The organism is Pseudomonas sp. NFR16 (assembly GCF_900108875.1).
In the GTDB taxonomy this organism is placed as follows: Bacteria; Pseudomonadota; Gammaproteobacteria; order Pseudomonadales; family Pseudomonadaceae; genus Aquipseudomonas.
This window is the reverse complement of the sequence record NZ_FNYJ01000007.1, coordinates 99,151-123,861: the sequence shown is the minus strand read 5'-3', so window position 1 is coordinate 123,861 and position 24,711 is coordinate 99,151. Positions and strand designations below refer to the sequence as shown.

At 60.1% G+C, this 24,711-nt stretch carries 24 protein-coding genes; 11 read left to right on the top strand and 13 right to left on the bottom strand.

Annotated elements, in window-relative coordinates; genetic code table 11:
• Positions 1-39: 39 nt before the first annotated feature.
• Positions 40-240, bottom strand: a complete 201-nt coding sequence (gene thiS, locus BMZ10_RS23885; RefSeq protein WP_093468809.1) for a sulfur carrier protein ThiS — start codon at positions 238-240, stop codon at positions 40-42.
• 330 nt (positions 241-570) lie between these two features.
• A complete protein-coding gene (locus tag BMZ10_RS23880) occupies positions 571-954 on the bottom strand; it encodes a DUF423 domain-containing protein (RefSeq protein ID WP_093468213.1) in 384 nt (127 codons plus the stop codon).
• Positions 955-1,033: 79 nt separating this feature from the next.
• Between BMZ10_RS23880 and mtgA the strand changes: the two genes are divergently transcribed.
• On the top strand, positions 1,034-1,744 hold the full coding sequence (gene mtgA, locus BMZ10_RS23875) for a monofunctional biosynthetic peptidoglycan transglycosylase (RefSeq protein ID WP_093468806.1): 711 nt from the start codon (positions 1,034-1,036) through the stop codon (positions 1,742-1,744).
• Positions 1,745-1,820: 76 nt separating this feature from the next.
• On the opposite strand, the gene rpoH is transcribed toward mtgA, so the two are convergent.
• The 4 genes from rpoH to ftsY all read right to left on the bottom strand — a co-directional run bounded on the left by rpoH (position 1,821) and on the right by ftsY (position 6,060).
• A complete protein-coding gene (gene rpoH / locus BMZ10_RS23870; protein WP_093468210.1) occupies positions 1,821-2,675 on the bottom strand; it encodes an RNA polymerase sigma factor RpoH in 855 nt (284 codons plus the stop codon).
• Positions 2,676-2,813: 138 nt separating this feature from the next.
• Positions 2,814-3,839 carry a permease-like cell division protein FtsX gene (gene ftsX, locus BMZ10_RS23865; RefSeq protein WP_093468207.1) on the bottom strand — a complete coding sequence of 342 codons (1,026 nt, stop codon included), beginning with the start codon at positions 3,837-3,839 and terminating at the stop codon, positions 2,814-2,816.
• Positions 3,836-4,507: a cell division ATP-binding protein FtsE gene (gene ftsE / locus BMZ10_RS23860; protein WP_093468204.1), complete on the bottom strand. Its 672-nt coding sequence runs from the start codon at positions 4,505-4,507 to the stop codon at positions 3,836-3,838. Before ftsE ends, ftsX begins: the two co-directional genes overlap by 4 nt.
• A complete protein-coding gene (ftsY, locus tag BMZ10_RS23855; protein WP_093468201.1) occupies positions 4,504-6,060 on the bottom strand; it encodes a signal recognition particle-docking protein FtsY in 1,557 nt (518 codons plus the stop codon). Before ftsY ends, ftsE begins: the two co-directional genes overlap by 4 nt.
• A 451-nt stretch (positions 6,061-6,511) precedes the next feature.
• Between ftsY and BMZ10_RS23850 the strand changes: the two genes are divergently transcribed.
• Genes BMZ10_RS23850 through BMZ10_RS23835 form a run of 4 tightly spaced genes read left to right on the top strand, consistent with a single transcriptional unit; the run spans position 6,512 to position 10,977 of the window.
• Positions 6,512-7,864, top strand: coding sequence for a M16 family metallopeptidase (locus BMZ10_RS23850; RefSeq protein ID WP_093468198.1), 1,353 nt, complete (start codon positions 6,512-6,514; stop codon positions 7,862-7,864).
• 59 nt (positions 7,865-7,923) lie between these two features.
• A complete protein-coding gene (locus BMZ10_RS23845) occupies positions 7,924-9,357 on the top strand; it encodes a M16 family metallopeptidase (protein WP_256214583.1) in 1,434 nt (477 codons plus the stop codon).
• Entirely contained in the window at positions 9,357-9,977 is a 621-nt protein-coding gene (gene rsmD / locus BMZ10_RS28060) for a 16S rRNA (guanine(966)-N(2))-methyltransferase RsmD (RefSeq protein WP_093468193.1), read from the top strand. The genes BMZ10_RS23845 and rsmD overlap by 1 nt, the downstream gene beginning before the upstream one ends.
• Positions 9,961-10,977: a hydrolase gene (locus BMZ10_RS23835; protein ID WP_143070330.1), complete on the top strand. Its 1,017-nt coding sequence runs from the start codon at positions 9,961-9,963 to the stop codon at positions 10,975-10,977. The genes rsmD and BMZ10_RS23835 overlap by 17 nt, the downstream gene beginning before the upstream one ends.
• 33 nt (positions 10,978-11,010) lie before the next feature.
• Here the strand turns inward: BMZ10_RS23835 and BMZ10_RS23830 are convergent, their stop codons facing one another.
• Both BMZ10_RS23830 and BMZ10_RS23825 read right to left on the bottom strand, forming a co-directional pair.
• Positions 11,011-11,865: a sulfurtransferase gene (locus BMZ10_RS23830; RefSeq protein WP_093468187.1), complete on the bottom strand. Its 855-nt coding sequence runs from the start codon at positions 11,863-11,865 to the stop codon at positions 11,011-11,013.
• 62 nt (positions 11,866-11,927) lie between these two features.
• On the bottom strand, positions 11,928-12,614 hold the full coding sequence (locus tag BMZ10_RS23825; protein WP_093468184.1) for a TetR/AcrR family transcriptional regulator: 687 nt from the start codon (positions 12,612-12,614) through the stop codon (positions 11,928-11,930).
• Positions 12,615-12,810: 196 nt separating this feature from the next.
• Here BMZ10_RS23825 and BMZ10_RS23820 point away from each other — a divergent pair, with 196 nt between their 5' ends.
• The 4 genes from BMZ10_RS23820 to ggt all read left to right on the top strand — a co-directional run bounded on the left by BMZ10_RS23820 (position 12,811) and on the right by ggt (position 16,986).
• Positions 12,811-14,235 carry a coniferyl aldehyde dehydrogenase gene (locus BMZ10_RS23820; protein WP_256214575.1) on the top strand — a complete coding sequence of 475 codons (1,425 nt, stop codon included), beginning with the start codon at positions 12,811-12,813 and terminating at the stop codon, positions 14,233-14,235.
• A gap of 94 nt (positions 14,236-14,329) precedes the next feature.
• Positions 14,330-14,809, top strand: coding sequence for a pantetheine-phosphate adenylyltransferase (gene coaD / locus BMZ10_RS23815; RefSeq protein WP_093468178.1), 480 nt, complete (start codon positions 14,330-14,332; stop codon positions 14,807-14,809).
• 100 nt (positions 14,810-14,909) lie between these two features.
• Positions 14,910-15,161, top strand: a complete 252-nt coding sequence (locus tag BMZ10_RS23810) for a YfhL family 4Fe-4S dicluster ferredoxin (RefSeq protein WP_074752410.1) — start codon at positions 14,910-14,912, stop codon at positions 15,159-15,161.
• Positions 15,162-15,243: 82 nt separating this feature from the next.
• On the top strand, positions 15,244-16,986 hold the full coding sequence (ggt, locus tag BMZ10_RS23805; protein ID WP_093468175.1) for a gamma-glutamyltransferase: 1,743 nt from the start codon (positions 15,244-15,246) through the stop codon (positions 16,984-16,986).
• Here ggt and BMZ10_RS23800 read toward each other — a convergent pair.
• From BMZ10_RS23800 to BMZ10_RS23790, 3 genes are all read right to left on the bottom strand, one after another.
• Positions 16,968-17,306, bottom strand: a complete 339-nt coding sequence (locus BMZ10_RS23800; RefSeq protein WP_093468172.1) for a multidrug transporter — start codon at positions 17,304-17,306, stop codon at positions 16,968-16,970. The genes ggt and BMZ10_RS23800 overlap by 19 nt on opposite strands.
• Before the next feature lie 131 nt (positions 17,307-17,437).
• Positions 17,438-18,250, bottom strand: coding sequence for a bifunctional DNA-formamidopyrimidine glycosylase/DNA-(apurinic or apyrimidinic site) lyase (gene mutM, locus BMZ10_RS23795; RefSeq protein ID WP_093468169.1), 813 nt, complete (start codon positions 18,248-18,250; stop codon positions 17,438-17,440).
• A gap of 38 nt (positions 18,251-18,288) precedes the next feature.
• Positions 18,289-19,155, bottom strand: coding sequence for an HDOD domain-containing protein (locus tag BMZ10_RS23790; RefSeq protein WP_093468166.1), 867 nt, complete (start codon positions 19,153-19,155; stop codon positions 18,289-18,291).
• Positions 19,156-19,322: 167 nt separating this feature from the next.
• On the opposite strand from BMZ10_RS23790, the gene BMZ10_RS23785 reads away from it, so the two are divergent.
• Entirely contained in the window at positions 19,323-20,519 is a 1,197-nt protein-coding gene (locus tag BMZ10_RS23785; RefSeq protein WP_093468163.1) for a class I SAM-dependent rRNA methyltransferase, read from the top strand.
• 137 nt (positions 20,520-20,656) lie between these two features.
• On the opposite strand, the gene BMZ10_RS23780 is transcribed toward BMZ10_RS23785, so the two are convergent.
• The gene (locus BMZ10_RS23780) at positions 20,657-21,115 is read right to left on the bottom strand and encodes an REP-associated tyrosine transposase (protein WP_093468160.1); all 459 of its coding nucleotides are present in this window, start codon (positions 21,113-21,115) and stop codon (positions 20,657-20,659) included.
• A 438-nt stretch (positions 21,116-21,553) separates the two neighbouring features.
• On the opposite strand from BMZ10_RS23780, the gene ilvD reads away from it, so the two are divergent.
• Positions 21,554-23,401 (top strand): dihydroxy-acid dehydratase, encoded by a 1,848-nt coding sequence (ilvD, locus tag BMZ10_RS23775; RefSeq protein WP_093468157.1) that lies wholly within the window; start codon positions 21,554-21,556, stop codon positions 23,399-23,401.
• Positions 23,402-23,492: 91 nt separating this feature from the next.
• Here the strand turns inward: ilvD and BMZ10_RS23770 are convergent, their stop codons facing one another.
• On the bottom strand, positions 23,493-24,548 hold the full coding sequence (locus BMZ10_RS23770; protein ID WP_093468154.1) for an HAD family hydrolase: 1,056 nt from the start codon (positions 24,546-24,548) through the stop codon (positions 23,493-23,495).
• Positions 24,549-24,711 lie beyond the last annotated feature (163 nt).

Sequence of the window (24,711 nt, the reverse complement as noted above, 5' to 3'; positions counted from 1 at the left end):
CAGCTCTTTTGGATCGGGTCGCAGCGCCGGTCGGCAGACCTAGCCACCGCCGATGGCATGCACCACTTCGACCTGATCGCCTTCATTCAGGGTCGTAGATGCGTGCTGGCTGCGCGGGACGATATCCAGATTGAGTTCGACTGCGATCCGACGTCCGACCAGATCCAGACGTGTCAGCAATGCCGCGACGGTCTCGCCGTCGGGCAGTTCAAAGGATTCACCGTTCAACTGAATGCGCATGCGAATGGCAGCCATCATTTTAGGGGGCGAGCATTCTAGCCCGATCAGCCTCCGGGACCAAGGCAAAGGCACGCCATTCGTCTCAGCCTGGGAGCAATGGTTTCACCTGTGGGAGTGGCTTGCTCGGGGCCGCCATCGGACGCAGACGGATTTCCACCACTGCATCTCCACAGCATGCACCGGCCTCTTCCCGGCTAAAGCCGGTCCTACAGGGGCTGAAAGCTTTCCGTAGGACCGGCTTTAGCCGGGAAGGCGCAGGGCGTTACGCCGTAGATCGAAGGGCGCTAAAGACAGTTTGCCCTCTCCCACAAGTTGTTGGTGGTCGGCCACTTAAAGGGTATCCACGCCCAGGCGCCAGGCCGTCCAACCCAGAATGAACCAACCGACGAGAAAGCATAGGCCGCCTATCGGCGTGATGATGCCCAGCTTGCTCACTCCCGTGAGCGTCAACACGTACAGGCTGCCCGAGAACAACAGGATACCGAGTGTAAAGGCAATGCCGGCGTAATTGACCAGCCGCCCCTGAATCTGAGTCGCCAGGATCGCCACGCCGAAGATCGCCAGCGCGTGAATCAGCTGATAGAGCACGCCAGTCTGGAAGGTCGCAAGGTATTCAGGGGTGAGGCGGTTTTTCAGGCCATGAGCAGCGAATGCGCCCAGCGCGACACCGGTAAATCCGAAGAAAGCGGCCAGCATCAAGAAGGTTCGTAGCATGGGTGACTCCGTCAAAAATCGTTCTATCCTGCGCGGTCTGTATAATGGCCCGCTCAACCGCTTCGGCCAAGCCATCTCTATGCTGCGTTTCCTGCTCAGTCGTATCGCCAAAGTCCTGCTCTGGTTTGCAGCGGCGAGTGTCGTGCTGGTTTTGATCTTCCGCTGGGTGCCGCCACCTTTCACGGCGCTGATGGTCGAGCGCAAGATTGAATCATGGTTCGACGGCAAGCCCATTGATCTGCAGCGTGACTGGCAGCCATGGGACAAAATCTCCGACGATCTCAAAGTTGCGGTCATCGCCGGGGAAGACCAGAAATTCGCCGAGCATTGGGGCTTCGATATCGACGCCATTCAGGCGGCGCTGGTGCATAACGAGCGCGGCGGTTCGATTCGCGGCGCCAGCACGCTGAGCCAGCAGGTGTCCAAGAACCTGTTCTTATGGTCAGGCCGCAGTTATTTGCGCAAGGGACTGGAGGTGTGGTTTACCGGGTTGATCGAGGTGTTCTGGTCCAAGCAGCGAATCCTCGAGGTGTATGTCAACAGCGTCGAGTGGGACGACGGGGTTTTCGGCGCGCAAGCGGCTGCGCAACACCACTTCCATATCAACGCCGGCCAGTTGTCGACGCAGCAGGCCAGTTACCTCGCCGCAGTGCTGCCAAACCCTCGCGAATGGAGCGCCAGCAATCCGAGCAGCTACGTCTCACGACGGGCCGGCTGGATTCGCCAGCAAATGCGCCAGCTGGGTGGTGATGAGTATCTGGCGGGGTTGAATCACAGCCGCAAATGGTGAGGTAGCCCAACGCGCACTGAACCCCATAAACAAAAACGCCCCGATCATCTCGGGGCGCTTCGTTTCAGTCTTTCGCTTACGCGGCGATTGACGACTTCAGTTTGTTCATCGCGCTCTTCTCGAGCTGACGAATCCGCTCGGCAGAAACGTTGTACTTCTCCGCCAGGTCATGCAGCGTCGCTTTTTCCTCCGCCAGCCAACGCTGATAGAGGATGTCGCGGCTGCGCTCATCGAGCACGTTCAAGGCTTCGTGCAGGTTGGCGGTGGAGCTGTCGGTCCAATCGGAATCTTCCAGCTGACGCGCCGGATCGTAACGATGGTCTTCCAGGTAGTTGGCCGGAGACTGGAACGCGCTGTCGTCGTCGGCTTCAGCAGCCGGGTCGAACGCCATGTCGTGGCCAGTCAGACGGCTTTCCATTTCGCGCACTTCGCGCGGTTCAACGCCCAGGCTTTCCGCCACACGATGAACTTCTTCGTTGTTCAGCCAGGCCAGACGCTTCTTCTGGCTGCGCAGGTTGAAAAACAGCTTGCGCTGAGCCTTGGTGGTCGCCACTTTCACGATGCGCCAGTTGCGCAGGATGAATTCGTGAATTTCGGCCTTGATCCAGTGCACAGCAAACGACACAAGGCGAACACCCATCTCGGGGTTAAAGCGCTTCACGGCCTTCATCAGGCCAACGTTACCTTCCTGGATCAGGTCAGCCTGAGCCAGTCCATAACCGGAATAACTGCGTGCGATATGCACGACAAATCGCAGGTGGGCGAGCACCATCTGCCGAGCCGCCCCTAGATCCTGCTCGTAATAGAGACTCTCGGCCAGTTCACGCTCCTGCTCGGGCGTCAGCAATGGAATGCTGTTTACCGTGTGCACATAGGCTTCCAGGTTTGCACCCGGAACCAAGGCATAAGCAGGTTGCAAAGAATTGGTCATACGAAAAAACCTCCGACACATGACTCGTGCAGTTCAGCACTGCGAAATTGACCGGGAACCGCTAGACAAGTTCCCTTAGCTGAAAAGTCAATAGATGAAACAAAATTTACGCTACAAAAATGACCTGAATATTAAAACTCAACGAGGTGCCAGCTCTCTCAAATGGCGTGCGACCGCAATCCACGCACCGATATAACCCAACAACACGGCTCCTAGCAAGAGCGACAGCCCATCTGCCATCGGCACCCCCGCCAGCGAGAAGTTACTGCCATACAAGCCGGCCAGCTTGACGACCGCTTCGTTCAGCCAGTCCAGGCCGAAAGCGAGTACGCCCCATGATAGTACCCCGGCACCGAATCCATACAGCGCGCCCATATAAAGGAAAGGCCTGCGCACGTAGCTGTCCGTGCCGCCCACCAATTTGATGACTTCGATTTCGGTGCGCCGGTTCTCAATGTGCAGACGGATGGTATTACCGATGACCAGCAAGAGTGCACCCACCAGCAGCACGGTGAGACCGAAAACGAAGCGATCACCCAGCTTCAGGATCGCTGCCAGACGCTCGACCCATACCAGATCCAGCTGAGCCTGCTGCACCTTCGGCAGCTCCGCCAGACGCGTACGTAACGCCTCCAGCGCGGCTTTGTCAACTTCCAGCGGTGTCACCAGCACAACGCCAGGCAACGGGTTTTCCGGCAGCTCCTTGAGCGCCTCGCCCAGACCGGACTGCTGCTGAAACTCGTTCAAGGCCTGATCGCGACTGATGTACTCGGCATCCGCCACGCCCGGCATCTGTTTTATCTGACCGACCAGACTGTCGCCTTCGGTCGACGAGGCATCGAGCTGCAAATAAAGAGAGATCTGCGCGGCACGTTGCCAGGACCCACCCAGACGCTCGACGTTGTTCAACAGAAGCGACAAGCCCATGGGCAAGCTCAGGGCGATAGCCATCACCAGACAGGTGAAAAAGCTGCCGATCGGTTGCTTGCCCAAACGGCGCAGGCTGTCCAGCAGACTGGAGCGATGGGCTTCGATCCACGCATTGAACAGCGTACCGAAATCCGGGCCGTCATCATCGTCGTGCTTCTTTTTCTTCTGCGGCGCGGGATCGGCGGCCTTGGGGGCCACGCGCTCGGAAACCTTGGGACTGCGAGTCGCACTCATGCTCCGGCCTCCCCGTCGCCGATCAGTCGGCCGCGTTGCAGTGTCAGCATGCGATGACGCATACGCGCAATCAGGGCCAGGTCGTGACTGGCGATCAGCACGCTGGTGCCAAGGCGATTGATGTCTTCGAAGACGCCCATGATTTCCGCTGCCAGCCTTGGGTCGAGGTTACCGGTCGGTTCGTCCGCCAGCAGCAAGGCCGGGCGGTGAACGATGGCGCGGGCAATACCCACGCGCTGTTGCTGACCTGTGGACAAGTCGCCGGGGTACAACTCGGCCTTGTCAGAGAGCGCCACGCGCTCCAGTGCCGAATCGACGCGCTTGGTCACCTCGGTTTTGGACAACCCCAGAATCTGCAGGGGCAAGGCGACGTTGTTGAACACCGTGCGGTCGAACAGCAACTGGTGATTCTGAAATACCACGCCGATCTGACGACGCAGAAAGGGAATCTGCGCCGTGCTGATCTGGCCCAGGTCCTGACCGGCCAGCAGCAACTTGCCGGTGGTCGGGCGCTCCATGGCGAGCAACAGACGCAACAGCGTACTTTTGCCGGCGCCAGAGTGACCGGTTACAAACAGAAATTCCCCACGACGTACTCGAAAGCTCAGCTCGTGCAAGCCGACGTGTCCGTTCGGATAGCGTTTACCGACCTGTTCGAAACGAATCATGTGCGCTCCCGCTCGGCGAAAAGGGCCTGAACGAAGGGTTCAGCCTCGAAAGTCCGCAGATCGTCGATGCCTTCACCGACACCGATATAACGGATTGGCAAGCCGAACTGCTTGGCCAGCGCGAAGATCACGCCGCCCTTGGCCGTGCCGTCCAGCTTGGTGAGCGCAAGTCCGGTAAGGCTGACAGTCTGATTGAACTGCTTGGCCTGGTTGATAGCGTTCTGCCCGGTACCGGCGTCGAGCACCAGCAGCACCTCGTGCGGGGCCTGCTCGTCCAGTTTGCCGATCACGCGGCGAACCTTCTTCAGCTCTTCCATCAGGTTGTCTTTGGTGTGCAGACGGCCAGCGGTGTCAGCAATCAGTACATCGATACCGCGCGCTTTGGCCGCCTGCACGGCATCGTAAATCACCGACGCCGAATCGGCGCCAGTGTGCTGAGCGATCACCGGAATCTTGTTGCGCTCACCCCAGACCTGTAACTGCTCGACCGCCGCGGCGCGGAACGTATCGCCAGCGGCAAGCATGACTTTCTTGCCTTCGAGCTGAAGTTTTTTCGCCAGCTTGCCGATCGTCGTGGTCTTGCCTGCGCCATTGACGCCCACCACGAGAATCACGAACGGCTTGTGCTCGGAGCCAATGACCAGCGGCGCTTCAACCGGCTTGAGCATCTCAGTCAGCTCGCTCTGGAGCGATTTGTACAGCGCATCGCTGTCCGTGAGTTGTTTTCGCGCCACTTTCTGCGTCAGGTTGCGCACGATCAACGACGTGGCTTCAACACCGACGTCGGCCGTCAGCAGGCGGGTTTCAAGCTCATCGAGCATGTCGTCGTCGATGGCTTTTTTGCCCAGGAACAGGCTCGCCATTCCTTCGCCGAGACTGGCGCTGGTTTTCGACAGGCCTTGTTTCAGGCGCGCGAAGAAACCGGGCTGTTTCGCTTCGACGGGCGCCTGCTCAGTCGCAACCGGCACCGCGGGAGTCTCTGCCAAGGGCGCGGCCGGTGTCGCAACGGGCGGCGGCGTGACAGAAGGCGGTGCCAAAGACGGCAGGTCATCGCCGGGCACCGGATCAGGCAGGGCAGGCTCGACCAACGGTATAGCGTGCGTCGCAGCGGTCTGACGGGGGGCGGCTTGATCGGGAGCGTTCAGTGCGCCATTCTCAGGCTGCTCCGACACGACCGACTGCGGTGGAATCTGCGGCGTCACGTGGGGCTCGCCTTCATCCGTCAAAGCGACCGGTTCTTCGGCCACTGGCAACTTCAGCCAAGGCTCTGCGCCAGGCGCCTGGTCAGTGACGGGCTCGACGACAACAGGCGGCTCGTTCGGAACGAGAGACTCCGGAGCGCGCTCGGCGGGAATCGGCGGTGCGACTTGGGCCTCAACTTGGGGCTCAGCAGCGACCGGCGTCTCTTCAACGACAGGCTCGGGCGCTGTTTCAGGTGCGGTCTGTGGCTGCTCGTTGACGGTTTCCTGCGGCTTTTTGCGCAGCCATCCGAACAGGCCTTTCTTCTCGCCAGCCGGGGCTGGGGTCTTCTTGTCGTCGTTGGAACCAAACATGGAGGACGGCTATCTCAAGGTAGCGACGCGCCAGAGCGGCGCCTCTGAAAAATTCTGTCAATGCGAAACAGACTGCTTTTATGTCTGCTTGTTCATAGCCTGCCTGGAACATCGCCCGGACGTCGCGTCGGCCCTGACAAGGGTCTTTAAGGCCATTTCTTACGAAGTCCGTTTACGACTCACACATCTTAGCCGTGGTCGGCAAGCAAACTGGTCGCTATCCTAGGGCGTGTGATCACATATTTCCACCGCCGCGTTCCCGCGCAAAAGCGCGTAAGACAAGGCGCAAGCCGTGAGGGATGTGTGTTTCCCTGCCAGGATCTGTAACGCAGTATGGCGCGCTTCCAGACCACCCTCCGGAGCGCCGCGGGAAATATGTGATGATACGCCCTAACCCCTGCGCCCGCCGACGCCAAGTTCAAGCAGGCCGCCTCGAAGGTTCAAATTACGAATGAATGCTCTTGTCCGCTGCGCCGCAGGCCTGCTGCTCAGCACAATCTGTTTGCCCTTTGCAGCCCTGGCTGCCGACCCTCAACCCACCTCCGAATTCACGCTCGATAACGGCCTGAAAGTCATTGTGCGCGAAGACCATCGCGCACCGGTCGTGGTTTCTCAGGTCTGGTACAAGGTTGGCTCCAGCTACGAAACGCCAGGCCAGACCGGCCTCTCCCACGCGCTGGAACACATGATGTTCAAGGGCAGCGCAAAAGCGGGTCCTGGCGAGGCGTCACTGATCCTTCGCGATCTTGGCGCGGAAGAAAACGCGTTCACCAGTGACGACTACACCGCTTACTACCAAGTGCTGGCGCGTGACCGTTTGAGCGTGGCGTTCGAGCTTGAGGCTGACCGCATGGCCAGCCTGCGTCTGCCGCCCGAGGAGTTCGCTCGCGAGATTGAAGTCATCAAGGAAGAACGCCGCCTGCGCACGGATGACAAGCCCAATGCCAAGGCGTACGAGCGCTTCAAGGCGATCGCTTACCCCGCCAGTGGCTACCACACGCCGACCATTGGCTGGATGGCTGACCTGGACCGCATGACCGTTCAGGAGCTGCGTCACTGGTACGAGTCCTGGTACGTGCCGAATAACGCCACGCTGGTTGTGGTGGGCGACGTGAAACCCGATGAAGTGAAAGCACTGGCGCAACGCTTCTTCGGGCCAATCCCTCGCCGCGATGTTCCACCCTCCAAAAAGCCGCTTGAGCTCGCCGAACCCGGATTGCGCCAGATCACCGTGCATGTGGCCACGCAAATGCCCAGTCTGATGTATGGCTTCAACGTGCCGAGCCTTGCGACCGCCACTGATCCGCAGTCGGTCAATGCCTTGCGACTGATCTCCGCCTTGCTCGACGGCGGCTACAGCGCGCGCATCCCCGCCCGCCTGGAGCGTGGCGAAGAACTGGTGACCGGCGCGTCGTCGGACTACGACGCCTACACCCGTGGCGACAGCCTCTTCACCATCAGCGCCACGCCTAATCAGCAGAAAAAGAAAACCCTGGCAGACGCGGAAGCCGGAATCTGGCGTCTGCTCGACGAGCTGAAGACCAAGCCACCGACCAAAGAGGAACTGGAACGGGTTCGGGCGCAGGTCATCGCGGGGCTGGTCTATGAACGCGACTCCATCACCAGCCAGGCCAGCACCATTGGTGAACTGGAAACGGTGGGACTGTCCTGGAAGCTGATCGATCAGGAACTGTCGGCGCTGCAAAGCGTGACGCCTGAGGACATTCAGAAAGCGGCACGCACGTATTTCACCCGCGAACGCCTCGCCGTTGCGCACGTTTTGCCTGAGGAGAAAGCCCAATGACCAAGCGCATCGACACCCGCGCTGCACGGCCTCGGGCCTCGGTATTGCTGCTGACCGCAATGCTGAGCCTGCCTGGCGCCGCACTTGTGCAGGCGGACGCGCCAGCCGACGCACCCAAGGCAATCGACAAGGCAGCATCCACGCTGGAATCGCTGAAGGCGCTTGACGGAAAAGCCCCACCCCGCCGCGACCTGAACATTCAGTCGTGGCAGACCGCAGAGGGCGCTCGGGTTTTGTTCGTCGAAGCCCATGAGCTGCCGATGTTCGACATGCGCCTGCTGTTTGCCGCTGGCAGCAGTCAGGACGGCGCCACGCCGGGAATCGCACTCGTGACCAACGCCATGCTCAATGAGGGCGTAAAGGGCAAAGACGTGAGCGCGATCGCGGAAGGATTCGAAGGACTGGGCGCGGACTTCGGCAACGGCTCCTATCGCGACATGGCCATTGCTTCGCTGCGCAGCCTGAGCGCCCCTGAAAAGCGCGAGCCTGCGCTGAAGCTGTTTTCGGAGGTCGTCGGCAAGCCTACGTTTCCCGCCGACTCGCTGGCCCGTATCAAAAACCAGCTGATGGCGAGCTTCGAGTATCAGAAACAGAACCCTGGCAAGCTGGCGGGTGATGAGCTGTTCAAACGTCTTTACGGCGATCATCCTTATGCGCACCCGAGCATGGGCACGGCCAAAACCATCCCGCCGCTCACACTTGCTCAGTTGAAGGCGTTTCACGCCAAGGCGTACGCCGCCGCAAATGCTGTCATTGCGCTGGTGGGCGACCTGTCGCGGGCTGAAGCGCAAGCCGTCGCGGCGCAGGTGTCGGCGGCGCTGCCAAAAGGCCCGGCGCTGGCGAAGACCGTTGCCCCTACCGAGCCCAAAGCCGGCGAAACCCACATCGAGTTTCCGTCCAAGCAGACTCATCTGATGATGGCTGAGCTGGGCATTGACCGCGCCGACCCGGATTACGCGGCATTGTCGCTGGGGAATTCGATTCTCGGCGGCGGGGGTTTCGGCAGCCGCCTGATGGCCGAAGTTCGTGAGAAACGCGGCCTGGCTTACGGCGTATCCTCTGGCTTCACGCCCATGCAGGCTCAAGGTCCGTTCATGATTGGCCTGCAGACCCGCGCTGAAATGAGCCAGAACACGCTGCAACTGGTCAAGGATGTCACCCGTGAGTTCCTCGCCAATGGCCCCACGCAGAAAGAACTCGACGATGCCAAGCGCGAGCTGGCCGGCAGTTTTCCGCTCTCGACCGCCAGCAACTCGGCAATCGTCGGCCAACTGGGCGCGATTGGCTTCTATAATCTGCCTCTGACATTCCTCGAAGACTTCATGACGCAATCGCAGAGCCTGACGGTCGAGCAAATCAAGGCCGTCATGAACAAGCATCTGGACGTCGACAAGCTGGTGATCGTGACCGCAGGTCCGACCGTCCCGCAGAAGCCTCTGCCGCCACCTACTGATAAACCAGCCGAGCAACCACTCGGCGTACCGGAGCACTAATGACCTCGACTTCAAAGCCGCCGCGCATCCACAAAGGCCACAAAATCCATACGGGCCTGGGCCAGTTGCGGATCATCGGCGGCGAATGGCGCAGTCGGCGGCTGAGCTTCCCGGATGGTCCGGGGCTGCGGCCTACGCCGGACCGCGTTCGGGAAACCCTGTTCAACTGGCTCGCGCCTTATATTGAAGGCGCGCGCGTGCTGGACCCGTTCGCGGGGAGCGGCGCCTTGTACCTTGAAGCCCTGTCGCGAGGGGCGAGCATGGGCCTGGCGCTGGACACCAATTCGGCGGCCATTTCCAGCCTGCGCGAACATTTGGGCACGTTGCGCTGCACGGTTGGCAAGACCTCCAGCGGCGACGCGCTGCGCTATCTGGAGACTCAACCGGCGGAACAATTCGACGTTGTGTTTCTTGACCCACCCTTCCACCAGAATCTTCTGCTCCCGGCGTGCGCGTTGCTGGAAGAACGGGCCTGGCTGGCAGATGACGCCTGGATCTACACGGAAAGTGAAACCGCGCCATCTTCACTGGGCCTGCCCGCTAACTGGCGCTTGCACCGCGAAAAGAAGGCCGGACAGGTTTACTACGCGTTGTGGGAACGAAGTGTCATCGCCAGCTGACCGCCGCCCGTTCGTCCCCGCGTTCGGTCTCGGCAACCCGCATTTGCAAACCCTCTGGGGGCCGCTCTGGCGCCGGACCATTCATCTGGACCGGCGCCGCGAGCGGATATGGCTGGACGATGGCGATTTTCTCGACATGGACTGGCATGGGCCGCACGACGCCCACGTACCGGTCGTTCTGGTCCTGCACGGGCTGACCGGATCGTCCAATTCGCCTTACGTGGTGGGCCTGCAGCAAGCCATGGAAAAATTCGGTTGGGCGAGCGTAGCGCTTAACTGGCGAGGCTGTTCTGGCGAGCCGAACCTCTTGCCGCGAAGCTATCACTCAGGCGTCAGCGAAGACCTTGCGGCTGTGCTCGCGCACCTGAGAGCCGCACGCCCGCTCGCGCCCCTTTACGCTGTCGGCTACTCGCTGGGCGGCAACATTTTGCTCAAGCATCTGGGCGAGTCGGGGCTGGACAGCAACCTTCAAGGCGCTGCTGCCGTGTCGGTCCCGTTCAGGCTTGACGAATGCGCCGACCGAATCGGTCTGGGCTTCTCGCGGGTCTACCAGCGCCATTTCATGCGCGAGATGCTCGGTTATATCAAAGACAAGCAGCGACGTTTTCAACACGAGGGGCTCAGCGACGGCCTGGCGGAGCTCGCTGCATTGGGCTCGCTCAAAAACCTGCGCACTTTCTGGGAATTCGACGGGCGGGTAACAGCGCCACTCAACGGCTTCGTGGATGCCCATGACTACTACCGCCGCGCCTCAAGCCGCTATTTCCTCGGCGCGATCCGCACGCCGACATTGCTGGTGCAATCGCTCGACGACCCCTTCGTGTTCAAACACAGCCTCCCTGATGCAGGTGAGTTGTCGGCAAGCACACGATTCGACCTGCAAAACCATGGAGGTCACGTGGGTTTTGTCGGCGGAACGATCAGAACCCCGTCTTACTACCTGGAACAGCGCATCCCCGCCTGGCTGCTGGACGTGCATGGTGCTCACGCCCAGGTCTGAATCGCATCGGCGAGCCCGAGCGCCGGGCGAGAATCAGTCGCCCGTTGCAACGCCACGGGTCGGATCGTTGATCCATTCGCTCCACGATCCGGCGTAGAGCCCACCGAGTGGATAACCCGCCAGGCACAGCGCGAACAGGTTGTGGCAGGCCGTGACGCCTGAACCGCAATAGGCGACCAGAACCTGCGGCGACCTTCCTTTCAATGTCTCGGCGAAGCGCTGTTTGAGCTGCTCGACAGGCAAGAAGCGACCATCAGGGCCGAGATTATCAGTGAATGCGGCGCACTGAGCCCCCGGAATATGGCCTGCGATCGGGTCGATGGGCTCGACTTCTCCGCGAAAACGCGCGGGCGCCCGGGCATCAATCAAGGTCAGGTCAGCCTGACCCAGACGGGCCAGCAACTGGTCGGCGCTGAGTACCAGCGCATCGTCGGGCTGCCCCTGAAAGGTGCCCCTTCGTTGCAGCGGCGGATCCAGGCTCAACGGCAGACCGGCGGCATGCCAGGCTTTGAGCCCGCCATCGAGCAAATAGACGCCTTCTCGCTTGCCCAGCCATGCCAGTAACCACCACGCCCGGGCGGCATAAGCGCCGGGGCCATCGTCGTACAGCACGATATCACTGTCCGGATTGACGCCCCAGAACTGCAGCCGTTCGGTCAACATCTGCGGATTCGGCAGAGGGTGTCGACCCGTCACCCCTTTGACGATTGGCCCACTCAGGTCATTGAGCAGGTCAGCGTAGGACGATCCCTCGATATGGCCTTCCGCGTAGCTGCGTTGGCCGTAGTCCAGATCATCGAGCGAGGAGCGACAATCGAGAATGACAAGACCCGGTTGCTTGAGGCGGGCTTCCAGTTGTTGCGGGCTGATCAATTGCGCGATGGACATGACGGGCTCCTGCAGACAGTGAAAATGGGGCAATACGACGATCGATTCGAGGCCTGCCGGTCTCAGCCGGCGTCCTCCAGTGCCTTGTTCAGCGGCACATAAAATTCTGCGCACAGCGCATGCACGGCCACGTGCGCCTGGGGCGTTACATAAGCCAGTTCCAGCATCAATACCTGATAAACGCCTCGACGAATTGCGTCTTCGCTCAAGTGCGTGGCGTTCTCTTTGGTGGTGCACAGGAAGCGGACCCACGACGTCAGAATGATCCAGGCATTGAGCGTCAGCGACTCGATCTGCACCTGACTCATGCTCAGGATCTGTGCTTCGACGAACCCGCCATAGATAGACATCGCCTTGATCAGACAATGCTGGGAAAAACGCCGATAACGCGCTGCCAGCTCTGGATCGGCGTCGAGCAAGTGTTCGAGATCGCGATGCAGGAAGCGATAACGCCACATGCCATCAAGGATCGCCACCAGATAATGGCGCTTGTCCTCGACGCCGGGAAGGCGACCTTTGGGTGGGTGGAGAAAGCTGTCGACGAGGGTTTCGTATTCAGCGAACAGCTCGGCGATGATCGCCTGCTTGTTGGGGAAGTGGTAATAGAGATTGCCTGGCGAAATCTCCATGTGCGCCGCGATGTGGTTGGTGCTGACACTGCGCTCGCCTTGCTGATTGAACAGCTCCAGGCTGCTCTGCACGATGCGTTCGCGGGTCTTGATGCGTAAGGTTTTGATGCGCGGCGCCATGCTCAGCTCAAACGTCAGGACGTAACAGGATTGTGCTGGATCTTAACGCAAGCTTCAGGATCGCGGGCAGTCTTCACGGCTTGAACTGCGCCCCGCTGCACGAGATTCACATCGGCGCGGCGCCGATTGACTTTTTAGAGTGATGACTCTAAAAAGGCTCAAACCCGAGAGCGCCGCCACGATGCCTGCCGAATCCATGCGTCTACCACTGCCGGAAAACTTAGCTCCGCAACACGATGAGCTTGCCGTCCAGTTCGACGCACAACGCCGAGCCTTCGCCGCGAACCCCATGCCGACGGCGAGTCAGCGACGACAGTGGCTCGACGGCCTGCATCGCGCGCTCAGCACCGAACGACAGGCGATCATCGATGCGATCAGCGCCGATTTCAGCCACCGCAGTGCGGACGAAACACTGCTCGGCGAACTGATGCCCAGTCTTCACAACATCCGATACGCTCAGCGCCAGCTGAAAAGGTGGATGCGGCCTTCGCGACGCCGCGTCGGTCTGGCGTTCCAGCCGGCCAGCGCGAAAGTGATCTATCGGCCCCTCGGCGTGGTGGGCGTGATCGTGCCGTGGAATTACCCGCTGTTTCTGGCGATCGGGCCGCTGGTCGGCGCGCTGTCAGCGGGTAATCGCGTGATGCTCAAGCTCAGCGAAGCCACGCCTGCAACCGGCCAGTTGCTGAAAACCTTGCTAGGACGGGTGTTCTCAACAGATCTGGTGTCCGTGGTTCTCGGTGAAGCCGATGTTGGCGTCGCGTTTTCCAGACTGCCCTTCGACCACCTTCTGTTCACGGGCGCAACCAGCATCGGGCGGCATGTGATGCGCGCCGCCGCCGAAAATCTCACGCCTGTCACGCTGGAACTGGGCGGAAAATCGCCGGCCATCGTCTCCGCTGACGTGCCGATCGAGGACGCAGCCCAGCGGATCGCGTTTGGCAAGACCTTCAATGCAGGACAGACCTGTGTGGCCCCGGACTACGTGCTGGTCCCCAGAGATCGCGTCGATGCGTTCGTCGCTGCCTACACCAAGGCCGTTACCGGTTTTTTTCCTACGCTGGATAACAACCCGGACTACACCGCCATCATCAGCCCCCGGCATGTCGCTCGTCTTGAGCATTACCTGACCGACGCTCGGAGCAAAGGCGCGAAGGTTATCTCGCTGTTCGACCGAAGTCAGGGGCGCCGAATGCCGTTCAGCCTGCTGGTGGATGTCAGTGACGAGATGATCGTGATGCAGGACGAAATCTTCGGGCCACTGCTGCCCATCGTGCCGTACGAGCGTATCGAACAAGCCTTCGATTACATCAACGCCCGCCCCCGCCCGCTGGCGCTCTATTACTTCGGCTACGACAAGGCCGAACAGAACCGCGTGCTGGAGCAGACGCACTCCGGCGGCGTGTGCCTGAATGACACGTTGCTGCATGTCGCGCAGGACGACCTGCCTTTCGGCGGCATAGGCGCCTCTGGCATGGGGCATTACCATGGCCGCGAAGGATTTCTGACGTTCAGCAAGGCTAAGGGCGTGTTCATCAAGCAACGCTTCAATGCAGCACGTCTGATTTATCCGCCTTACGGCAAGACCCTTCAAAAGCTGATCTATAAGCTGTTCATACGCTGAAAGGCTGACGGGACCCGCGCCGGGCCGACTTGGCCCACCCGGCGCGCTGCGATACCATCCCAGTCCCTTTACGGACTCCGACCAGGACGACGCGATGAACCGAGTGTTGTACCCAGGCACCTTCGACCCCATCACCAAGGGCCATGGCGATCTGGTCGAGCGCGCATCGCGCCTGTTCGATCAGGTCATCATTGCCGTCGCCGCCAGCCCGAAGAAAAACCCGCTCTTCCCGCTGGAACAACGCGTCGAGCTGGCGCGTGAAGCCACCCGGCACCTGCCCAATGTCGAAGTCGTCGGATTCTCCAGCCTTCTGGCGCATTTTGCTCAGGAACAGAACGCCAACATCCTGTTGCGCGGTCTGCGGGCGGTGTCTGACTTCGAGTACGAATTCCAGCTGGCGAACATGAACAAACAGCTGGCACCTGACGTGGAAAGTCTTTTTCTCACGCCGTCCGAACGTTATTCGTTCATATCATCTACGCTGGTCAGGGAAATCGCAGCGTTGGGGGGTGATATCACGAAGTTCGTCCACCCTGCGGTCGCACAGGCGCTGAGTGAACGGTTCAAGTCCTGATTCCGTGCGTCACGGCTTAGGTGCATACCGAGCGCTAATGCGGCACAATTCGCCGCATTAGTTTTGATATGCCCCGGTGTCGACCGCGGCAGGAGTATCCATGTCCCTGATCATCACCGACGATTGCATCAACTGCGACGTCTGCGAACCCGAGTGCCCGAACGAAGCAATTTCCCAGGGGGAAGAGATCTATGTGATCAATCCGAACCTGTGCACCGAGTGCGTCGGCCATTACGACGAGCCGCAGTGTCAGCAAGTCTGCCCCGTGGACTGCATCCCCCTGGATGAGAACCACGTCGAGAGCAAGGACGAACTGATGGCCAAGTACCAGTTGATTACCAGCAAGGCATAAAAACCGAAGGCATATTTGTCGGCATACGCGCTTTCGCCGAAGACACTGGCTGTAAATGCCTGTTGAACTGAGCGAGATACGCATGACATCGAAGTCAACGCCGATACTTTCCTTGTTTGGCGCAGCCATTCTGCTGTTCGCCGTTTCGGTCCACGCGCAACCTGACCATCCTGATCAGGCCGCCATTGCCAGCCCACATCCCCTCGCTACCGCCGCCGGTCGGGAAATCCTCATCGATGGCGGCAACGCATTCGATGCCGCCATTGCCATCAGCGCCACCCTGGCAGTGGTCGAGCCATACGGCTCGGGCCTGGGCGGTGGCGGGTTTTTCCTGCTGCGGCAAGCAGGCGATCCCGTTCAGTATCAGTTTCTGGATGCGCGCGAAAAAGCCCCGCTCAAGTCCCGGCCCAAGATGTTTCACCGCAACGGCATCGTCCAGCCTGACCTGTCTCTGAACGGGCCGCTGGCGGCTGCGATTCCGGGAATGCCTGCAGCGCTGGTCGAGCTGGCCGAGCGGTACGGCCGTCTGCCGCTGTCGATCTCTCTCGCACCTGCGATACGCACGGCATACCGCGGCTTCAAGGTCGATGAAGTCTATCGGGAGCGCGCCAGTTGGCGGTTGTTCGCGCTGCGCAGCAACAAGGAAAGCGCGCGCCTGTTCCTGCGCAACAACGATGTGCCGAACCTGGGGGACGTCATCACCCAACCCGAACTGGCGCAAACGCTGGACCGTCTGGCGGACAAAGGGCGAGCGGGCTTTTACAGCGGGCTGACAGCGCAGGCGATGGTCAGCAGTGTAAGGCGGGCAGGAGGCATCTGGAATTACCACGACTTTGAAGAGTACAACGTCATCACGCGCACGCCGCTGCGCTTCCAGATGGCCGACCAGCGCGAGCTGATCAGTGCGCCACCACCCTCCGCCGGCGGCATCGCGCTGGCGCAAAGTCTGTTCATGCTTCAGCAACTGCCCTGGCGCGAATCTGCCAGCGTGCAACGCGCGCATTACGTGGTGGAAGTCTTGCGCCGCGCCTACCGCGACCGCGTGCTGTTCGGCGACCCGGACTTTGTGCCCAACCCCATCGCCCAGGTGCTGGCTCCGGATTACCTTTTTCAGCTTTCCACCAGCGTTGATCCACACCGCGCGACCCCGAACAACGCGCTGCCTCCGGCACCTCGCTGGCGTGAAGGTGGCAACACCAGCCACTTCTCTGTGCTCGACAGCGAAGGCAATGCCGTTGCGGCAACGCTCTCACTCAATCTGCCATTTGGCTCGACGTTTACGGTTCCCGGGACCGGCGTGGTGCTCAACGACGAGATGGACGATTTTTCGATCGACCCCAAGGGCAGCAATACCTCTGGCCTGCCGGGCAGTCAGGCCAACGTCATTGAACCGGGCAAGCGCCCGCTTTCGAGCATGAGCCCCAGCTTCATCGAGAGCCCCCACGCCTTTGCCGCGTTCGGCACACCCGGCGGCAGCAGAATCCCAAGCATGGTGCTGCTGTCGATGCTGCAGTATCTGGACGAGCAACCGATCGCCAACTGGGTATCTGCGCGTCGTTATCACCATCAGTACACGCCTGACGTGGTGGAGTACGAATCTGGCGCTTTCAATGAGGCGGAACTGGCTGACTTACGTGAGCGCGGCTACCCGCTGAAGGAAGCCAAGCGCGACTTCGGCAATCAGCAAGTACTCCTGTGGAACAAAAACAGCGCAAAGGTCGAAGCCGCCAGCGACCCTCGCGGCGTGGGGGTTTCAAACACTTTCAGCCCTGACAGCCGACTGAGGCTGGTGCGGACCTGCGCCGATCAGTCTTGCTTGCCGTAGCCGCTCGTCGTGCAACCGAGGCAGCGGACGAACGCTGCCCTGCCTGGATCGACCACCAGCGCTTTACCGGTAGCGCCCAAGTTGCCGCCCGCAGCGGCGAAAGGCGAGGCAACCACGAAAAGCCCGGCCCCGATCACAGTGGCAACGATCAGCAAAGGGCGCGCGATCAGCAGGTCGCCGATCATCGCGTACGCAGGAGGATTCTGGATTTCGTAGACCGGATCGCCACTGCCGGACACTTCGACCTGTGCGCAGGCCGGCGCCATCTGCAACCCGAAGAACAGGGCCAGGGTAGCAGCGAGAATACGAAACGGGCTCATGGCAGATCCTTCGGGCTCGGCAGAAAAGTGATGCTGCTCACTATAAACAGGGATCGGGGTTACGCAAGGGGCCGTGTGTTTCATTCCCGACACAGATGTTGCGCAGAGCACTCAGGGTAACGATCTCGATCTTACTTCTGACATTTGGGGCAATAAACGCTGGCGCGCTGCCCCAGCTTGATCTCGCGCAACGTCGTACCGCAGACCTTGCATGGCTGTTCGCCACGGCCGTAAGCAAAGAGTTCTTGCTGAAAGTAACCGGGCTGCCCGTCACCACCGATGAAGTCCCGCAGCGTGGTGCCGCCGCGCTCGATGGCGGCGGCCAGGATGCGTTTGATCTCGATTGCCAGCTTGATATAGCGCGCCTTGGAAATACTGCCGGCCGCTCGACGCGGGTCGATGCCGGCAGCGAACAGCGCCTCCGTCGCATAAATGTTGCCGACGCCTACGACAACTGCGTTATCCATGATGAACGGCTTGACCGCCATGGCGCGACCGCGAGACAGCTCGAACAGGCGCAGACCGTCGAACAGATCAGTCAGGGGCTCAGGCCCGAGGCGAATCAGCAGTTCATGATTGTGCGGGTCGAGGCTCCACAGCATTGCCCCGAAACGCCGGGGATCGGTGTAGCGCAGCGCCAGACCCGACTCAAGCTCGATATCGACGTGTTCGTGCTTGAGCGCGGGCAGCCCCGCCTCCACCAGACGAAGATTTCCGGACATTCCCAGATGACTGATCAACGTACCCACTTCGGCCTGAATCAACAGGTACTTCGCGCGGCGCTCGACCACCACAATCTTCTGCCCCGACAGGCGCACATCGAGGTCTTCCGGGATCGGCCAGCGCAGGCGTCGATCACGCACGATCACGCGACTGACGCGCTGACCTTCCAGATGGGGCGCAATGCCCCGACGGGTGGTTTCGACTTCAGGTAATTCAGGCATTGGAGGCTCGACGCAGGATTGAGCGAGGGCACGCAGGATCAGTGCGCGCTCAGCTCGCGAATGCTTTCCTTGAGGTTTTCGAAGTCGTAATCGGACAGACCGACGTAATCCAGGACCAGATGGCCAACACTGTTCCACTCATGATCGATCGTCTGATTACCCAGCACTCGATGGGACGAGCAGATGTGCTCGGCCATCTTGAGGATTGCCAGAAGATTTTTCAGCGGCGCATTGCGGCCCGAATCATCCTGAAAAATGGCAAGTGCGTTGTGATGGTTGGCGATTGCATTGCTGACATGTTCCGGCAGCCGCCAGGATTTGGCGGTGAAATAGCCCACAACTGCGTGGTTCGTGTTGAGGATGCGGTTTTCCGTATCCACCACGCGAAGCTCCGGGCTGGCCGTGGCGTAAGCCTCTTCAAGCACGTTCATGTATTCGGGAAAACGCTTGAGCATGAGCGGAATGCCGCAATCGTGGAACAAGCCCAGCGCGTAGGATTCGTCGACCGTTTGCGAGCCGATGCGCTTGGCCAGCGTCAGGCTCGTCATCGCGACATCTTGCGCGGTGTCCCAGAAGCGGTTGAGTACCACAATGGTCTCGTCGCTCATCTCGCTCTTGATCGACTGGGCGTTGATGAGGTTGATCACGGAACGACTGCCCAGCAGGTTAACCGCGCGCTGGATCGAGGCAATTTTGTTGGCGAGGCCGTAATGCGCCGAGTTGACGATCTTCAACAGCGCGCCAGACAAGCCCGGGTCCTGCGCAATCAACCGGGCGATCACACCCAGATCAGGGTCGGGCATGTACTGCTCCATCTGCAAATCCACCATGATTTGCGGCTGGGGCGGTACGCTGATGCCTTGCAACGCCTGCTGAATCTGCTCGGAAGTAAGCTCTTGGGACATAAGTACACACTCAAGGTCAGGAGGCGATTCTAACCCTTACCGCCCATGCTTCGACAGCCGTTGAAACACTTAATGGATCCGACCGGCTGCCTGTTTGTAAATTCATCCGGACAGCCCGCGTGCCGGATGACGCGTTATAATCCCGCTCTTTTTTTCGGAGCGACGTCATGTCCCTGCCCAGCTTGCGCCTCAAGCCCAACGCCGACCGTCGCCTGCGCGCCGGCCACTTGTGGATCTACAGCAACGAAATCGACGTTGCCGCCACCCCACTCAACGGCTTTGCGCCAGGCGCCCAGGCGATCCTTGAAGCAGCCGGCGGCAAACCGCTGGGCATCGTTGCGATGAGTCCGAATAACCTGATCTGCGCCCGCTTACTGTCGCGCGACATCAAGTTGCCATTGGACAAGTCGTTGCTGGTACATCGCCTGAACGTCTGCCTGTCCCTGCGCGAGCGCCTGTTCGACAAGCCTTTTTATCGCCTGGTGTATGGCGATTCCGACCTGCTGCCCGGTCTGGTCGTCGACCGTTTCGGCGATATCCTGGTCGTGCAGCTGGCATCGGCCACCATGGAGCAGCATAAGGACGACGTGCTGGCTGCGTTGATTCAAGTGCTCAAGCCAAGCGGCATTCTGCTCAAGAACGATTCGGCTGCGCGCGACGCGGAAGGCTTGAATCGCTACGTCGAAACCGCATTCGGCCTGGTGCCTGAGTGGGTTGCGCTGGAAGAGAACGGCGTGAGATTCGAAGCGCCGGTCATGGAAGGCCAGAAAACCGGCTGGTTTTACGATCACCGCATGAACCGCGCGCGTCTGGCGCCGTACGTCAACGGCAAGCGCGTACTGGACCTGTTCAGCTACATCGGCGGCTGGGGCGTGCAAGCGGGCGCTTTCGGCGCGAGCGAAGTGTTCTGCGTCGATGCGTCAGGCTTTGCACTGGACGGCGTAGAGCGCAACGCGGCGCTCAACGGTTTTGCCGAGAAGGTTACCTGCATCGAAGGCGACGTTTTCGAGGCGCTGAAGGAACTGAAAGCCGCCGAAGAGCGCTTCGACGTGATCGTCGCCGACCCGCCCGCGTTCATCAAACGCAAGAAAGACCTGAAAAACGGCGAAGGCGCCTACCGACGCCTGAACGAGCAAGCGATGCGCCTGCTCAGCAAGGACGGTATTCTGGTCAGCGCATCCTGCTCGATGCACCTGCCGGAAGACGATCTGCAAAACATCCTCCTGACCAGCGCCCGCCACCTGGACCGCAACATCCAGCTGCTGGAACGCGGCGGCCAAGGCCCGGACCACCCGGTCCACCCAGCCATTCCGGAAACGCGGTACATCAAGAGCATCACGTGTCGGTTGTTGCCGAATAGTTGATTTTCTGGCGACTTCACTAATGCAATCGCGGGCAGGCGCGCTCCTACAACGGAACGCGCTTTCCTACGGATAAGCGCTGCGATGCCGCTGGAGAACGCCGCGGTCCACTGTAGGAGCGCGCTTGCCCGCGAACGCTCTCACAGCCAAACCGCATCCCACAACGGATAATCCCCTACTCGCTTCACCAACCCTGCTCTTAACGGATTAGCGACGATGTAGCGCGCAATGGCACGCACATCCTCCTCACGCCTCACCGCCCGATCGTGATAGCCCTTCTGCCAGACGCGAAGCGGCGTGTAGCCAGACCTCATGATCGCAAGCGCGCTGCCGGATTTAACACGCCGCATCAGCATTCCCAGACTGCCTTCTCTCAATGTCACCAGCCAATGAAAATGGTCTGGCATGACCACCCACGCCAGTGATTGCGCTATGCCTTCCTCCTCTACCCGACGGAACTCGTCTACCACCAGACGGCCTGCCAACCAATTCGAAAAGAGGGGTTGGCGGCCATGCACGACTGACGTCAGAAGATAGATATGGCCTTCTCCCGAATATCGTCCGACCCTTAGATCACAGCCCCGTTTGAGTGCCGACATTCCTCTGTCCTTAAAAGAATTCAAGAAAAGGCTAGTGCAAGGTTGAGCAAACAAGGGGTGATCAAGTAATCAGATGTGTTCGCAAGGACGTCTTCGCGGGCAAGCGCGCTCCTACAGTCGAGCATGTTCCCATGCGATAAGGCGGCTGTTTGCAGGAGCACGTTTGCCTGCGAACAGGACAGATGTTGCTCCAACAACCAACCGTTCAGGCTCAAGACCAGACGTTCAATACTTCCCGCCATTCCCTCCCGCCCCCACAGGTGTAGAATCAGCGCTATTCATCGCCAGTCATCCCCCGGCGGGTTTATGAGCTCAGGCTGAGCGTACGGTGATCCCGTGTCGTTCGGTTTCTTCGCTGCATCCGGTCACTGCCTTTTGCAAACGACGTCACTAGAAGCTCACTCCCTTCCTTACTAGCCGATTAGCCGGAGTGCTCCAATGCCTGATTACCGTTCGAAAACGTCCACCCACGGCCGCAACATGGCCGGTGCACGCGCCTTGTGGCGTGCCACGGGCATGAAGGACGAAGATTTCAAAAAGCCGATCATCGCTATCGCCAACTCGTTCACCCAGTTCGTGCCCGGCCACGTGCACCTCAAGGATCTGGGGCAACTGGTTGCCCGCGAGATTGAAAAGGCAGGCGGCGTTGCCAAGGAATTCAACACCATCGCCGTGGACGACGGCATCGCCATGGGTCACGACGGCATGCTGTACTCGCTGCCAAGCCGCGAGATCATTGCCGATTCGGTCGAATACATGGTCAACGCCCACTGTGCCGACGCGATTGTCTGCATCTCCAACTGCGACAAGATCACCCCCGGCATGTTGATGGCTGCGCTGCGCCTGAACATTCCGGTGATCTTCGTTTCCGGTGGTCCGATGGAAGCCGGCAAGACCAAGCTCGCCAGCCACGGCCTGGACCTGGTTGACGCGATGGTCATCGCGGCAGACTCCTCCGCCTCAGATGAGAAAGTCGCCGAGTACGAGCGCAGTGCCTGCCCGACCTGCGGTTCATGCTCCGGGATGTTCACGGCTAACTCCATGAACTGCCTGACCGAAGCCCTGGGCCTTGCATTGCCTGGCAACGGTTCGACGCTGGCCACCCACTCCGACCGCGAGCAACTGTTTCTGCAGGCTGGCCGCACCATCGTCGAGCTGTGCAAAACCTACTACCGCGACAACGACGACTCGGTCCTGCCGCGCAATATCGCCAACTTCAAAGCATTCGAAAACGCGATGACCCTCGATATCGCGATGGGTGGCTCGACCAACACCATCCTGCACCTGCTCGCAGCCGCCCAGGAAGCCGAAATCGCGTTCGACCTGCGCGACATCGACCGTCTGTCGCGCAAAGTGCCGCAACTGTGCAAAGTCGCGCCGAACATACAGAAGTACCACATGGAAGACGTCCATCGCGCGGGTGGCATCTTCAGCATTCTCGGCGAACTGGCGCGCGGCGGCCTGCTGCACACCGACCTGCCGACGGTGCACGCTCGCTCCATGGAAGAGGCGATCGCCAAGTGGGACATCACGCAGACTGACGACGAAGCGGTGCATACCTTCTTCAAGGCAGGCCCGGCCGGCATCCCGACGCAAACCGCATTCAGTCAGTCGACCCGTTGGGAGACGCTGGACGACGACCGCGAGAACGGCTGCATCCGCAGCGTCAAGCACGCCTATTCGCAAGAAGGCGGCCTGGCCGTGCTGTACGGCAATATCGCGCAGGACGGTTGCGTCGTGAAAACCGCAGGCGTCGACGAATCGATCCACGTGTTCGAAGGCAACGCGAAGATCTTCGAAAGCCAGGACAGCGCGGTGCGCGGGATCCTCGCTGACGAAGTGAAGGCCGGCGATATCGTGATCATTCGTTATGAAGGTCCGAAAGGCGGTCCGGGCATGCAGGAAATGCTTTACCCGACGTCGTACCTGAAATCCAAAGGTCTGGGCAAAGCCTGCGCCTTGCTGACTGACGGCCGTTTCTCGGGCGGCACTTCGGGCCTGTCCATCGGCCACGCTTCGCCTGAAGCCGCTGCCGGTGGCGCAATCGGTCTGGTGCGCGACGGCGACAAAGTGCTGATCGACATCCCGAACCGTTCGATCAACCTGTTGATCGACGATGCGGAGATGGCCGAGCGGCGTGCAGAGCAGGACAAGAAAGGCTGGCGGCCTGTCGAAACCCGTCCGCGCAAGGTGACCACGGCGCTGAAGGCTTATGCCCTGCTGGCGACCAGTGCCGACAAGGGCGCGGTGCGAGACAAGGCGATGCTGGACAAGCTGGTGCCGTAACTGGCCTTAGCGCGCAGCGAACCAAAAAGAAGCCCGGCAGCGATGCCGGGCTTTTTTACAGCGCGTATCAGCACGCTCCCGCAAACATTCTTTACTGGATTTCGTCCGGTTTCACGATCACCCAGTTCTTGTCGGCCGTCACTGGCAAGCCCTCTTTGGCCTGAGCGTCGGCATTGGATTTGATCATGCCGTTGAGTTGGGTCATGTATTTGTCTTTGCGGTTCACCCACAGATGAATCCCGCCTTTGTTGACGTCAACGCTGTGAAACAGCATGTAACCATCGCTCGTCGGCGTGTCGCCACCCACCAGAACCGGTTTTTTCCACTGATCGATATAGGTCAGGATCGCCGCCTGCTTGCCGGCCATCCAGGTCGCCGGGGTCCAAAGATAGGGCGTCAGTTCGAGGCCAAGGTTGGCTTTCTCGTCGTATTTGCCTGCGGTGATCTGCTTGCGCGCGGTAGTGAGCTCGCCGGTTTCGCGATTTTTCAGCAACGTGGTCACGCCGATGACGTTTTGCGGTTTGACGTTGTAGCCATATTTGGGATCGGCGGCCACCATGCGCACCAGCTCTTCAGACGCCGCGGTCATCACGTAAACCTCGATGCCGTTCTCCATCAATTTGTTGAACAGCTCCGCCTGGCCGGTGAACACCTTGGGCGGCTGGACTTCGATGGTCCTGACCACGTCACCCTCGTAGTACGTGCTCGGCACCGGCTTGCCAGAAGCCATCAGCTCGTCAACATAGCCCTTGAGTTCCTTGAGGGTGAAGCCGGAAAACACCTGCGCAACCCATGGGTAACAGACCATGTCGTCGACTTCGCAGAGGCGATAGTAATAACTGAACAGGCTTTCCTTGTGGTCCGCCGTGTCTTTGAAGGGGATCAACTTAAGGGAGGGATCAAGTTTGTCGCGGGTGATCAGCCCTTTGTTTTCCATGAAAGGCAGCAGCGATTCTTCCAGATCGTTGCGGTAGCTGGTGTTATCCATGTCGAAAACCGCGAAATTACCTTTATTGGCATTCGCCGCGATCATGGCGTTCAACTGCTTGGCGGCAGGCTCCGGCCAGTGCGTAAGCTCCGTCGAATACGCCTGAGCGGCAAACCCCAGACAGAGCGCAGCGGCCAATAATTTCGGTGCGAGCTTCATTACTGTGTCCTCCCCTGTTTCAGTTCGAGGCTGGACCGTAACAAAAAGCTGTTGCTGTTTTAATGCGTCAGCGACTGTGTGCGTTCTGATGGCGTCATGTTGAAAACCGTTCGCGACAGATGACATAAAAACGACATATTTGTGACAGCGGGAACACCCGTTG

Excerpts from the sequence above, each read along its gene's own strand:
- thiS (WP_093468809.1), bottom strand. The coding sequence starts at position 240 with ATGCGCATTCAGTTGAACGGTGAATCCTTTGAACTGCCCGACGGCGAG.
- BMZ10_RS23880 (WP_093468213.1), bottom strand. The coding sequence starts at position 954 with ATGCTACGAACCTTCTTGATGCTGGCCGCTTTCTTCGGATTTACCGGT.
- mtgA (WP_093468806.1), top strand. The coding sequence starts at position 1,034 with ATGCTGCGTTTCCTGCTCAGTCGTATCGCCAAAGTCCTGCTCTGGTTT.
- rpoH (WP_093468210.1), bottom strand. The coding sequence starts at position 2,675 with ATGACCAATTCTTTGCAACCTGCTTATGCCTTGGTTCCGGGTGCAAAC.
- ftsX (WP_093468207.1), bottom strand. The coding sequence starts at position 3,839 with ATGAGTGCGACTCGCAGTCCCAAGGTTTCCGAGCGCGTGGCCCCCAAG.
- ftsE (WP_093468204.1), bottom strand. The coding sequence starts at position 4,507 with ATGATTCGTTTCGAACAGGTCGGTAAACGCTATCCGAACGGACACGTC.
- ftsY (WP_093468201.1), bottom strand. The coding sequence starts at position 6,060 with ATGTTTGGTTCCAACGACGACAAGAAGACCCCAGCCCCGGCTGGCGAG.
- BMZ10_RS23850 (WP_093468198.1), top strand. The coding sequence starts at position 6,512 with ATGAATGCTCTTGTCCGCTGCGCCGCAGGCCTGCTGCTCAGCACAATC.
- BMZ10_RS23845 (WP_256214583.1), top strand. The coding sequence starts at position 7,924 with ATGCTGAGCCTGCCTGGCGCCGCACTTGTGCAGGCGGACGCGCCAGCC.
- rsmD (WP_093468193.1), top strand. The coding sequence starts at position 9,357 with ATGACCTCGACTTCAAAGCCGCCGCGCATCCACAAAGGCCACAAAATC.
- BMZ10_RS23830 (WP_093468187.1), bottom strand. The coding sequence starts at position 11,865 with ATGTCCATCGCGCAATTGATCAGCCCGCAACAACTGGAAGCCCGCCTC.
- BMZ10_RS23825 (WP_093468184.1), bottom strand. The coding sequence starts at position 12,614 with ATGGCGCCGCGCATCAAAACCTTACGCATCAAGACCCGCGAACGCATC.
- BMZ10_RS23820 (WP_256214575.1), top strand. The coding sequence starts at position 12,811 with ATGCGTCTACCACTGCCGGAAAACTTAGCTCCGCAACACGATGAGCTT.
- coaD (WP_093468178.1), top strand. The coding sequence starts at position 14,330 with ATGAACCGAGTGTTGTACCCAGGCACCTTCGACCCCATCACCAAGGGC.
- BMZ10_RS23810 (WP_074752410.1), top strand. The coding sequence starts at position 14,910 with ATGTCCCTGATCATCACCGACGATTGCATCAACTGCGACGTCTGCGAA.
- ggt (WP_093468175.1), top strand. The coding sequence starts at position 15,244 with ATGACATCGAAGTCAACGCCGATACTTTCCTTGTTTGGCGCAGCCATT.
- BMZ10_RS23800 (WP_093468172.1), bottom strand. The coding sequence starts at position 17,306 with ATGAGCCCGTTTCGTATTCTCGCTGCTACCCTGGCCCTGTTCTTCGGG.
- mutM (WP_093468169.1), bottom strand. The coding sequence starts at position 18,250 with ATGCCTGAATTACCTGAAGTCGAAACCACCCGTCGGGGCATTGCGCCC.
- BMZ10_RS23790 (WP_093468166.1), bottom strand. The coding sequence starts at position 19,155 with ATGTCCCAAGAGCTTACTTCCGAGCAGATTCAGCAGGCGTTGCAAGGC.
- BMZ10_RS23785 (WP_093468163.1), top strand. The coding sequence starts at position 19,323 with ATGTCCCTGCCCAGCTTGCGCCTCAAGCCCAACGCCGACCGTCGCCTG.
- BMZ10_RS23780 (WP_093468160.1), bottom strand. The coding sequence starts at position 21,115 with ATGTCGGCACTCAAACGGGGCTGTGATCTAAGGGTCGGACGATATTCG.
- ilvD (WP_093468157.1), top strand. The coding sequence starts at position 21,554 with ATGCCTGATTACCGTTCGAAAACGTCCACCCACGGCCGCAACATGGCC.
- BMZ10_RS23770 (WP_093468154.1), bottom strand. The coding sequence starts at position 24,548 with ATGAAGCTCGCACCGAAATTATTGGCCGCTGCGCTCTGTCTGGGGTTT.